The sequence below is a fragment of the Isoptericola sp. NPDC055063 genome, assembly GCF_053608125.1.
Window position 1 is genome coordinate 39,004 of the sequence record NZ_JBSGUW010000017.1, and the last position, 10,888, is coordinate 49,891.

Annotated in this window: 8 protein-coding genes; all 8 read left to right on the forward strand. The window is 73.4% G+C overall.

The window, feature by feature from the left end; translation table 11 throughout:
- Positions 1 to 109: 109 nt before the first annotated feature.
- The 8 genes from ACWF41_RS18940 (at position 110) to ACWF41_RS18975 (ending at position 10,759) form a co-directional block, all read left to right on the forward strand.
- The gene (locus ACWF41_RS18940; protein WP_380347064.1) at positions 110 to 1,138 is read left to right on the forward strand and encodes a LacI family DNA-binding transcriptional regulator; all 1,029 of its coding nucleotides are present in this window, start codon (positions 110 to 112) and stop codon (positions 1,136 to 1,138) included.
- Positions 1,139 to 1,229: 91 nt separating this feature from the next.
- Positions 1,230 to 2,693 (forward strand): glycoside hydrolase family 43 protein, encoded by a 1,464-nt coding sequence (locus ACWF41_RS18945; RefSeq protein WP_380323670.1) that lies wholly within the window; start codon positions 1,230 to 1,232, stop codon positions 2,691 to 2,693.
- Positions 2,694 to 2,946: 253 nt separating this feature from the next.
- Positions 2,947 to 4,599 carry a xylulokinase gene (locus ACWF41_RS18950; RefSeq protein WP_380323673.1) on the forward strand — a complete coding sequence of 551 codons (1,653 nt, stop codon included), beginning with the start codon at positions 2,947 to 2,949 and terminating at the stop codon, positions 4,597 to 4,599.
- 45 nt (positions 4,600 to 4,644) lie between these two features.
- The gene (locus ACWF41_RS18955; protein ID WP_380323676.1) at positions 4,645 to 5,355 is read left to right on the forward strand and encodes an L-ribulose-5-phosphate 4-epimerase; all 711 of its coding nucleotides are present in this window, start codon (positions 4,645 to 4,647) and stop codon (positions 5,353 to 5,355) included.
- 43 nt (positions 5,356 to 5,398) lie between these two features.
- Positions 5,399 to 6,910 (forward strand): L-arabinose isomerase, encoded by a 1,512-nt coding sequence (araA, locus tag ACWF41_RS18960; RefSeq protein ID WP_380323679.1) that lies wholly within the window; start codon positions 5,399 to 5,401, stop codon positions 6,908 to 6,910.
- Positions 6,911 to 7,008: 98 nt separating this feature from the next.
- Positions 7,009 to 8,028, forward strand: coding sequence for a LacI family DNA-binding transcriptional regulator (locus ACWF41_RS18965; protein WP_380323682.1), 1,020 nt, complete (start codon positions 7,009 to 7,011; stop codon positions 8,026 to 8,028).
- The gene (locus tag ACWF41_RS18970; RefSeq protein WP_380323685.1) at positions 8,028 to 9,578 is read left to right on the forward strand and encodes a sugar ABC transporter ATP-binding protein; all 1,551 of its coding nucleotides are present in this window, start codon (positions 8,028 to 8,030) and stop codon (positions 9,576 to 9,578) included. Before ACWF41_RS18965 ends, ACWF41_RS18970 begins: the two co-directional genes overlap by 1 nt.
- Before the next feature lie 176 nt (positions 9,579 to 9,754).
- Positions 9,755 to 10,759 (forward strand): ABC transporter substrate-binding protein, encoded by a 1,005-nt coding sequence (locus ACWF41_RS18975; protein WP_380323688.1) that lies wholly within the window; start codon positions 9,755 to 9,757, stop codon positions 10,757 to 10,759.
- The last annotated feature ends 129 nt before the right edge of the window (positions 10,760 to 10,888 follow it).

Here is a 10,888-nt window from a genome sequence, read left to right on the forward strand (position 1 = left end):
CCCCTCACTTGCGCCTGGTGCTAGGGGGTGCGAATGCAAGGACCGTGGCCGGGGGCAGGGGACCGAGGGCCCGGGACGGTTCCAGCGCCCTGGGTCGCGCGGCCCGTCCATGGCCGACGTCGCGGCCGTCGCGGGGGTCTCGCACCAGACGGTCTCCCGCGTCCTGAACGACCACCCGAGCGTGCGCGGGGAGACGCGCCGGCGGGTGCTGGACGCCATCGCGACCCTCGGCTACCGGCGCAACAGCGCCGCCCGGGCCCTGGCGACGGCGCGCTCGACGACGCTCGGCGTCGTGACGACGGGCTCGGCGCTCTTCGGGCCCACCAGCACGCTCATCGCCATCGAGGGCGCGGCGCGCGAGCAGGGGTACTTCGTGTCCCTCGCGTCGCTGCGCCGGTATGACGCCGGGGCGATGCACGAGGCGCTCGAGCACTTCATGGACCAGGGCGTCGAGGCGATCGTCGTGATCGCGCCGCAGGACGACGTCGCCGCGGCGGTGGAGTCGTTCCGCGCGCCCGTGCCGGTGCTCGTCGTGGCCGCGCTCGACCGGCCGCCGCGCGACGCGGGCACCACGGGCGCGGGGCCGACGACGCTGTCCTGCGCGGTGGACCAGCGCGCGGGCGCCCGGGCGGCGACGGACCACCTGCTCGACCTCGGCCACCGCGACGTGCTGCACGTGGCCGGGCCGCAGGACTGGTTCGATGCGCGCGAGCGCGCGGCCGGGTGGCGTGCGGCGCTTGAGGCCCGCGGCATCAGCCCGAGCCGGCCGCGGGTGTGCTCGTGGTCGGCGGAGGACGGGTACGCGGCGGGTCGCGACCTGGCGGAGGCGATCGCCGCGCAGGAGGGCCCCACCGCGGTGTTCGCCGGGAACGACCAGCTCGCCCTCGGCGTCCTGCGCGCCTTCTGGGAGCGCGGCATCTCCGTGCCCGACGACGTGTCGGTGGTGGGCTTCGACGACGTGGCCGGGGCGGCGTACTTCGTGCCGCCGCTGACCACGGTGCGCCAGCCGTTCGCCGAGCTGGGGGAGCGCAGCGTGGCCATGGTGGTCGCGGCGCTCGGCGCCGGCGCGGTGCCGACGGAGCGGATCGAGCCGACGCTCGTCGTGCGCTCGACGACGGCGCCGCCGCCCGCGCGCTGATCGCGGCTGCGGGACCTGACCGTTGACCACCCGGCCGAGGGGTCGGTAGATTCTCCGCGGTCCTAGTTCTACATCGTTGTAGAGGAGTGAGATGCGCAGATCTTCGACGAGACGGGCGTTCGCGTCGGCCCTGGTCGCGGCGGCGTTGGTCGCCGTGACGTCGTCGGTCGCGGCCGGTGGGCCGGGGGCCGACCGGGCGGTGGCCGATCCGACGGTGGCGCCGCCGGCCGTCGGGGCGGGCGGTGTGGCGACGGCGAAGCGGTCGCTGCCCGTCGGCGGGCTCTCGGTGGCGGGGGAGACGGCGCCCGTCCACGACCCGGCGCTCGTCGTCGACGACGACGGCACGTGGCGCGTGTACTCCACGGGCCTGGTGAACCGCGAGAACGGCGGCGCCATCCAGATGTGGTCGAGCCACGACGACGGCGTCACCTGGGCCTACGACGGCACGGTGTGGGACGAGATCCCCGCGTGGATCGACGAGCGCTTTGCCGGCCCGGACGGGCGGGGCGTGCTCCCCGACAACCTGTGGGCGCCGGAGGTGTACGAGCACGACGGCACCTACTACCTCTACTACTCGGCGTCGCGGTTCGGCACCAACACCTCCGTGACGGCGCTGGCCACCAACACGACGCTCGACCCGGCCGACCCCGACTACGAGTGGGTCGACCGGGGGCCCGTGATCAGCTCGCCGGCCGACATCGCGGGCGGCAAGACGTTCAACGCGATCGACGCGGGCATCGTCGAGGGCGCCGACGGCACCCCGTACATGGCGATCGGCTCGTACTGGTACGGCGTCTTCCTCGTGGAGCTCGAGTGGCCCAGCGGCACGCTCGCCCCCGACGCGCTCGAGAACGCCACCCACCTGGTGGACCGGTTCGTGCCGGGCAACCCCGTCGAGGCGCCGTACGTCTACGCCCACGACGGCTGGTACTACCTCTTCGTCTCCTACGACGCGTGCTGCCGCGGCCTCGACAGCACCTACAAGATCGCGGTGGGCCGCTCGCGCGACGTCACCGGCCCCTACCTCGACGCCGGCGGCAAGGACATGCTCGGCGGCGGGGGCACCGTGCTGCTGGCGTCGCACGGGGCCGTCGTGGGCCCGGGCGGCCAGTCCGTGTCCGACGGTGTGCTCGCCTTCCACTACTACGACGCCGCGAACGAGGCGCTCCCCGGCTTCCCGACCCTCGGGCTGCAGCGCCTCGGCTGGCAGGACGGCTGGCCGGTCGTGGACCAGAACGTCGCGGCGCCGGTCGTGACCTCCGGCCCGCAAGACGTGCGCGTGCGGGAGAAGCAGCCGGCGACCTTCCGCGTCGAGGCCACGGGCACGCCGGTCCCCGTGGTCACGTGGGAGGTGTCCGACGACGGCGGCGCGACCTGGTCCGCCGCCCCGGCCGCGGCGGCCCGCGCCTCTCGTGGGGTCGTGAGCTGGACGATCAAGCACCCCGCCGCCGCGCAGGACGGCTCGCTCGTGCGTGCCGTCGTCGCCAACGCGCACGGCACCGTGCGCAGCGACTCCGCGCGCCTCGATGTCGTCGCCCCTGGCCGTCCGAGGTAGGGCGCTCCCGCCGAGGTGGTCCGGTTCTCCGCGAGGTAGTCCCGGACCCCGCGAGGTAGTCCGGTTCCCGCGAGGTGGTCCGGGACTACTTCGGGAGGTTCGGGACTACCTCGGCAGGGATCGGACTTCCTCGGCGGGACGGGCTCACCTGGCGGGTTGGGTCCAGCAAATGTGAGCGCTAACATCGGTGGTGCGCCCGGGAGGGCGAGCACACCTCGACGACGTCCGGCAGCGGGCGGGGACGGAGCAAGGGATGACGCAGGCGGCGCAGCCGGACGGCACGTCCGCGATCCGGGAGGCGATCGCCGCGGGTCGCGCGTCGCTCGGCATCGAGCTCGGGTCCACCAACATCAAGGCGTGCCTGGTGGGCCCCGACCACGAGCCCGTCGCGAGCGGCTCGCACGCGTGGGAGAACGAGCTGTCGGACGGCGTGTGGACCTACTCGCTCGACGCCGTGCACGCCGGGCTGCAGGGCGCGTACGCGGCGCTGGTCGCGGACGTCGAGCGGCGCTACGGCGTGCGCCCCACGACCTACGCGGCGCTCGGCGTCTCGGCGATGATGCACGGCTATCTGCCGTTCGACGCCGACGGCGGGCTGCTCGTCCCGTTCCGCACCTGGCGCAACACCAGCACCGGGCCGGCGGCCGCCGAGCTGTCCGCGCTGTTCGGGTACAACATCCCGCTGCGCTGGTCGATCGCCCACCTGTACCAGGCGATCCTCGACGACGAGCCGCACGTGCCGCAGGTCGCGTCGTTCACCACCCTGGCCGGCTACGTGCACCGCGCGCTGACCGGCCGGCACGTGCTCGGCGTCGGCGACGCGTCCGGCATGTTCCCGATCGACCCGGCGACGGGCGACTACGACGCGCGGATGCTCGAGCAGTTCCGCCACCTGGCCGCCGCCAAGCGTCCGGGGCTGCACGTGGAGGGCCTGCTGCCGCAGGTGCTCACCGCGGGACAGGACGCCGGCCGGCTCACCGCCGAGGGCGCCGCCCTGCTCGACCCCACGGGCACGCTGCAGCCCGGCGTGCTCCTCTGCCCGCCCGAGGGCGACGCCGGCACCGGCATGGTCGCGACGGGCTCCGTGGCGCCGCGCACGGGCAACATCAGCGCCGGCACCTCGATCTTCGCGATGGTCGTGCTGGAGCGGCCGCTGGCGAGCGTGCACCACGAGCTCGACCTCGTGACCACGCCCGCCGGAGACCTCGTCGCGATGGTGCACTGCAACAACGGCGCCAGCGAGCTCGACGCGTGGGCGGGCGTCTTCGGCCAGTTCGCGGCGGCGCTCGGGCAGCCGGCCGAGCCGGACGCCGTCTTCGGCGCCCTGTTCGCGGCGGCGCTGGACGGCGCGCCCGACGGCGGCGGGCTGCTCGCGTTCAACTACCTCGCCGGGGAGCCGATCACCGGCCTCGACGCCGGGCGACCGCTGGTGGTCCGCACCCCCGACAGCCGCCTCACGCTGGCGAACTTCGCCCGCACGCAGCTCTACGGCGTGTTCGGCACGCTCGCGCTCGGCATGCGCGTGCTGCACGGCGAGGGCGTCGCGATCGACACGATGTTCGCCCACGGCGGCCTCTTCAAGACCGCCGGAGTGGCCCAGCGCCTGCTGGCCGGCGCGATCGACGCGCCCGTCGCGGTCGGGCAGACCGCGGGGGAGGGCGGCGCCTGGGGCATCGCGGTCCTCGCGGCCTACGCCCGCGCGGTCGCCGACGCCGCGGACGACGCGGTGTACGGCGACGGCGAGGCCGCCCCCGCCCTCGACGCCTACCTGGCCGAGCGTGTGTTCGCCGACGCCCGGCTCGACGTCGCAGAGCCCGACGCGGACGACGTCGCGGGCTTCGCCGCCTACCTGGAGCGGTACTCCGCCGGCCTCGCGGTCGAGCGCGCCGCCACCGCAGCCCTCTGACGACACCCGCAGCCGACGACCCGCGCCACCGCACTGGAGAAGCACATGAGCCCCCGCACCGAGGTCCCCGCGCACCTGCGCGCCGCCGTCGACGCCGCGAAGGAGAAGGTCGCCGCGCTGCATGCCGAGCTGCCCCGCTGGGAGCTGGTCGTGTGGACCGCCGGCAACGTCTCCGAGCGCGTCCGCGACGAGCGCACGCCCGACGGCTCGGCCGATCTGCTGGTCATCAAGCCGTCCGGGGTCGCCTACGACGACATCACGCCCGCCGCGATGGTCGTGTGCGACCTGGACGGGAACCTCGTCGAGGGCGACCGGTCGCCGTCGTCCGACACGGCCGCGCACGCCTACGTGTACCGGCACATGCCCGAGGTGGGCGGCGTCGTGCACACGCACTCCACGTACGCGACGGCGTGGGCCGCGCGCGCCGAGGAGATCCCCTGCGTGCTCACGATGATGGCCGACGAGTTCGGCGGACCTGTCCCCGTAGGGCCGTTCGCGATCATCGGCGACGACTCGATCGGCCGCGGCATCGTCGAGACCCTGAGCGGCCACCGCAGCCCGGCGGTGCTGATGCGCAACCACGGCCCGTTCACCATCGGCCGGGACGCGCGCGCCGCGGTCAAGGCCGCGGTGATGTGCGAGGAGGTGGCCCGCACCGTGCACGTGTCGCGCCAGCTCGGCGAGCCGCTGCCGATCGCGCAGGAGCACGTCGACTCGCTGTACGCGCGCTACCAGCACGTCTACGGCCAGCACTGAGCCCGGCCGCTCACCGACACCCCGAATCCTCGAGAGGACACCCATGAGCAAGCCGTACGCCGACCGCGAGGTCTGGTTCTTCACCGGCAGCCAGGACCTGTACGGCCCCGAGACGCTGGAGCAGGTCGCGGCGCAGTCGCAGGAGGTCGCGCGGGCCCTGGACATCTCGTCCGACGTGCCCGCGACCGTCGTGTGGAAGCCCGTGCTCAAGGACGCGGCGTCGATCCGCCGCGCGATGCTCGACGCCAACGCCGACCACAAGGTGCTGGGCGTCATCACCTGGATGCACACGTTCAGCCCCGCGAAGATGTGGATCTCCGGGCTGGACGCGCTGCGCAAGCCGCTGCTGCACCTGCACACGCAGGCGAACGTCGAGCTGCCGTGGGCGGACATCGACTTCGACTTCATGAACCTCAACCAGGCCGCGCACGGCGACCGCGAGTACGCCTACCTGGCCACGCGCCTGGGCGTCGCGCGCACCACCGTGGTCGGGCACGTGTCGAACCCGGCCGTCACCCGCCGCGTCGGCACCTGGGTGCGCGGCGCCGCCGGCTGGGCCGCGACGCACGAGCTGACGCTGGTCCGCTTCGGCGACAACATGCGCAACGTCGCCGTCACCGAGGGCGACAAGACGGAGGCCGAGCTGCGCTTCGGCGTCTCGGTGAACACGTGGGGCGTCAACGACCTGGTCGACGCCGTCGAAGCCGTGGACGACGCCGCGGTCGACGCGCTCGTCGCCGAGTACGAGGAGCTCTACGACGTCGCCGCGGAGCTGCGCCGGGGCGGCGAGCGGCACGAGTCGCTGCGCTACGCGGCCCGGCAGGAGATCGCCATGGAGGCGTTCCTCCTCGAGCGCGGCGCCAAGGCGTTCACCACGAACTTCGAGGACCTCGGCGCGCTGCGCCAGCTGCCAGGCATCGCCGTCCAGCGCCTCATGAGCAAGGGGTACGGCTTCGGCGCCGAGGGCGACTGGAAGACGGCCGTCCTGGTGCGCGCCGCGAAGGTCATGGGCGAGGGGCTGCCCGGCGGCGCCTCCCTCATGGAGGACTACACGTACGACCTCACGCCCGGCTCCGAGCTCATCCTCGGCGCCCACATGCTCGAGGTCTGCCCGTCCCTCACGACGTCGACGCCGCGCGTGGAGATCCACCCGCTCGGCATCGGCGGCAAGGAGGACCCGGTCCGCATGGTCTTCGACGCCGACGCCACCGAGGGCGCCGTCGTCGTGTCCCTGGCCGACATGCGCGACCGCTTCCGCCTCACCGCGAACGTGGTCGACGTCGTCCCGCCCACCCACGACCTGCCGCACCTGCCCGTGGCCCGCGCCGTCTGGTCGCCGCGCCCCGACTTCACCACCTCGGCCGAGGCGTGGCTGACCGCCGGCGGGGCGCACCACACGGTGATGTCCACGGCGGCCGGCGTCGAGGCCTTCGAGGTGTTCGCGAACATCGCCCGCACTGAGCTGCTCGTCATCGACGAGGACACCACGCGCCGCGGCTTCGCCGACCAGGTGCGCTGGAACCAGGTCTACTACCGCCTCGCCCAGGGGCTCTGACCACGGCCCTGACCTCGACCACCGGCGAGCGACCGGCGGTTCGGTAGGCTGACGCCGCCGCGCCGCCGGTCGGCGGACGTACCCGATGGAGGCCCCGCATGGCGAGTCCCGGTGCCGACAAGCCGAACATCCGGCAGGTCGCGCAGCTCGCCGGTGTCTCGCACATGACCGTGTCGCGGGTGCTCAACGACCACCCGCACATCCGGGAGGCCACCCGGCGCCGCGTCCAGGACGCCATCGACCAGCTCGACTACCGCCCGAACATGACGGCGCGGGCCCTGGCCACGCAGCGCAGCCACCGCATCGGCGTCCTCGTGGAGAGCGCCGCCGAGTTCGGGCCCACCAGCACGCTGCGCGCCGTCGAGTCCGCGGCGCGCGCCTCCGGGTACACGGTCAGCTCCGTGCTGCTGCGGGCGGGGGAGGAGATCACCCCCCAGGAGGGCGTCGACCACCTGGTCGCGCAGGGCGTCGACGCCCTCTGCGTCGTCGCGCCCCGGTCGTCGTCCCTCGCGGCGCTGCGCCGCATCGCCGTCGGCGTCCCCGTGCTCGTCGTGAAGCCCGACACGGACCCGACGTTCCTCACGGTGACGGTGGACCAGAAGGCGGGGACGGCGCTCGCGGTCGACCACCTCGTCTCGCTCGGGCACCGGGACGTGCTGCACCTGGCCGGGCCGCTCGACTGGCTCGACGCCCGGACCCGGGAGCGGGCGTTCCACGCCCGGGCGAAGTCGTGGGGGCTGCGCGAGCGCCCCATCGTCGTCGGGGACTGGACGGCGGACTTCGCCTACGACTTCGCGCGGGGCATCCGCGAGCTGCCGGAGTACACCGCGGTCTTCGTCGCGAACGACGACATGGCGGTGGGGCTCGTGCACGGGCTGCACGACCGGGGCTTCTCGGTGCCGGACGACCTCAGCGTCGTCGGCTTCGACGACATCCCCCTGGCGCGGCACGTCATCCCGCCGCTGACCACCGTGCGGCAGAACTTCGACGCCCTGGGCGTCTCGGTCGTCGACGTGCTCCGGGCCGCGATCGACGACCGCGAGATCCCGGACGTGACCCGTATCCCCCCGGAGCTCGTCGCGCGCTCGTCGAGCGCGCCGCCGCGGAAGGGCGGCTGATGCGCGCGCAGGTCCCGGCGGACCCGGTGGTCGAGATGTCCGGGATCACGGTGGAGCTCTCGGGGGTGCGGGTCCTCGACGACGTGGACCTGGCGCTGCGGCCCGGCGAGGTGCACGCCCTCATGGGCGAGAACGGCGCGGGCAAGTCGGTCCTCATCGGCGCGCTGACGGGGACGGTGCCGTTCCTCGCCGGGTCGGTGCTGGTCGACGGCGTCCCGACCACGCCGACGAGCGTGGCCCGGAGCCGGGCGGACGGCATCGCGACCGTCTTCCAGGAGACGCACCTGAGCCCGCACCTGACCGTCGCCGAGAACGTGATGATCGGCCACGAGGTGCGCCGGTGGTCCGGCATCGACTGGGGCCGCACCCGGCGGCGGGCGTCGGAGGCGCTCGCCGCGCTGGGGATCGAGGACATCGACCCGCGGGCTCCGCTGTCGTCGCTGTCGCCCGCGACCAAGCAGCTCGTCGCGGTGGCGCGCGCCATCGTCCTCGAGCCGCGCGTGCTGGTGCTCGACGAGCCCACGTCGAGCCTGGACGAGGACGAGGCCGCCCGGCTGCTGGGCGTCGTGCGCCGGCTGCGCGACCAGGGCGCGGCCGTGCTGTTCGTCTCGCACTTCCTCGAGCAGGTCTTCGAGGTGAGCGACCGGATGACGGTGCTGCGCGGCGGACGGGTGGTGGCGGAGTACCGCACCGACGACGTGGAGCGCGCCGAGGTGATCTCGAAGCTGCTCGGCGAGGACATCGACGCGCTGCAGGCGCTGCGCTCCGAGCGGCTCGCGCACCACTACGCGCGGTCCGGGGAGGTCACGATGCGGGCGTCGGCGATCGGCCGACGCGGCACCCTCGAGCCGGTCGACGTCGAGCTCTCCCGGGGCGAGGTCGTCGGGTTCGCCGGCCTGCGCGGCTCCGGGCGCACAGAGCTGGCCCGCCTGATGAGCGGGGCGGAGCGCGCGGACCACGGAGAGCTGTGGCTCGACGGCGTGCGCGTGCAGCTGCGGAGCCCGGCGGTGGCCCTGCGGCACCGTGTCGCCATGTCGAGCGAGGACCTGCGGGGCGACGGCATCGTCGCCGGGCTCACCGTGCGGGAGAACATCGTGCTCGCGCTGCAGGCGCTCCGGGGCTGGTCGCGACCCCTGTCCCGGGGAGAGCAGGACGCCGTCGTCGACACCTACCTCGACGCCCTGCACCTGTCCGCGGGGGACCTGGACCGTCCCGCCGGCGAGATGTCGGGTGGGACCCAGCAGAAGATCCAGCTCGCCCGGCTGCTCGCCACGCGGCCGCACGTCCTGATCCTCGACGAGCCGACGCGGGGCATCGACATCGCCGCGAAGCTCGACATCCAGCGCCGGGTGGCGCGCCTGGCGGGCGAGGGGGTGGCGGTCGTCTTCATCTCCTCCCAGCTGGAGGAGGTGGTGCGGCTCGCCGACCGCATCGTCGTGCTCAAGGACCGCGAGAAGATCGGCGAGCTGAGCAACGGGCCGGGCGTCACCGTGGACACCATCGTCGAGATGATCGCCGCCGACCTCGACGAGCTCGACCCCGAGGGCTGAGCGCGTTTCACCCCGCCTGCGAGGGCGTTACGAGATCGTGACGTCGAATCCTGGGACGCCTCTATGTGACCGGTCACATACTTCGCTATGTTAGCGGTCACACAAGCCCAGCCGGGTGGGTCGGAGCGGACCCACTGACCGGAGCCCCGGTCGGCCGGCGTCTCGAGGAGGAGACCATGAGCAAGAACTTCCGGCGCGCGAGCGCGGCGCTGCTCGCAGCCCTCACGGCGGCCTCGCTGGTCGCGTGCAGCAGCGAGCAGGCGCCGCAGGGCGGCGGCGACGCCAGCGCGGACGCGGGGTCGGGCAGCGACACCATCACCCTCGGCTTCTCCCAGGTCGGGGCGGAGTCCGGGTGGCGCGCGGCCAACACCAAGTCCATCAAGGACACCCTGACCAAGGACAACGGCTTCGACCTCAAGTTCTCCGACGCGCAGCAGAAGCAGGAGAACCAGATCCAGGCGATCCGGTCCTACATCCAGCAGGGCGTGGACGTCATCGCGTTCTCGCCCGTCGTCGAGACCGGCTGGGACGCCGTGCTCGAGGAGGCCAAGTCCGCCGGCATCCCGGTGATCCTCACCGACCGCGCCGTCGACAGCGAGGACGACTCCCTGTACGAGTCGTTCATCGGCTCCGACTTCGTCGAGGAGGGCAAGCGGGCCGGCGAGTGGGCCAAGGAGCAGTACGACGGCCAGGGCTTCAAGGCCGTCGAGCTGCAGGGCACCACCGGCGCCGCGCCGATGATCGACCGCCAGAAGGGCTTCGCCGAGGCGATCAAGGGCAGCGACATCGAGATGATCGACTCGCAGACCGGCAACTTCACCCGCACCGAGGGCAAGCAGGTGATGGAGGGCTTCCTGCAGAAGTACGACGACATCGACCTCGTCTTCGCCCACAACGACGACATGGGCCTGGGCGCGATCGAGGCGATCGAGGCCGCGGGCAAGGTGCCTGGCAAGGACATCAAGATCATCACCGTCGACGGCGTCAAGGACGGCATGCAGGCCCTGGCCGACGGCAAGATCAACTACATCGTCGAGTGCAACCCGCTGCTCGGCCCGGACCTCGCCGAGATCGCGAAGAAGGTCGTGGCGGGCGAGGCCGTCGACAAGCGCATCGTCACCCAGGACGAGGCGTTCGACCAGGAGGCCGCCAAGGCCGCCCTGCCGGACCGCCAGTACTGACGGGCGCCGCGCCCGCGATACTCGCGGTGGGGGGGGGGGGGGGGGCCCCCCCCCCCCCCCCCCCCCCCCCCCCCCCCCCCCCCCCCCTCCCCCCCCAAATCCCCAACGCCACACACCGAAACCAACCCC